Source organism: Kocuria sp. CPCC 205260, assembly GCF_040981045.1.
GTDB lineage: Bacteria > Actinomycetota > Actinomycetes > Actinomycetales > Micrococcaceae > Kocuria > Kocuria palustris.
This window is the reverse complement of record NZ_JAVKPT010000090.1, coordinates 1-536: the sequence shown is the minus strand read 5'-3', so window position 1 is coordinate 536 and position 536 is coordinate 1. Positions and strand designations below refer to the sequence as shown.

Below are 536 nucleotides of genomic sequence, written 5' to 3'. Positions count from 1 at the left end.
CTGCGACGGCGCCCGGCTGAACCCGACCATGCTCGCCGTGACCGTGGGCGGGAAGAACATCGCGGAGACCACCCGCATGCCCATGAGGGACGCCCACGCCTTCTTCCGGGACCTGGAGCTCAGCACCCGCGAGACGAAGATCGGCGAGCAGGTGCTCAAGGAGATCCAGGCGCGCCTGACGTTCCTCGTTGACGTGGGCCTGGACTACCTCAACCTGGAGCGCGCCGCCGCGACGCTGTCCGGCGGCGAGGCTCAGCGCATCCGCCTGGCCACCCAGATCGGGGCCGGGCTCGTGGGCGTGCTCTACGTCCTGGACGAGCCCTCGATCGGCCTGCACCAGCGGGACAACCGCCGGCTCATCGGGACCCTCACCAAGCTGCGGGACATGGGCAACACCCTGATCGTCGTCGAGCACGACGAGGACACCATCCGCGAGGCCGACTGGATCGTGGACGTCGGTCCCGGCGCCGGCGAGCGCGGCGGGCGCGTGGTGCACTCCGGGACCTACGCGGAGCTCCTCGCCAACGAGGAGTCCA

1 pseudogene is annotated in these 536 nt (G+C 70.5%); it reads left to right on the top strand.

The window, feature by feature from the left end:
* Window positions 1-536: pseudogene (locus RF645_RS13330) on the top strand (excinuclease ABC subunit A); the annotation flags it as partial.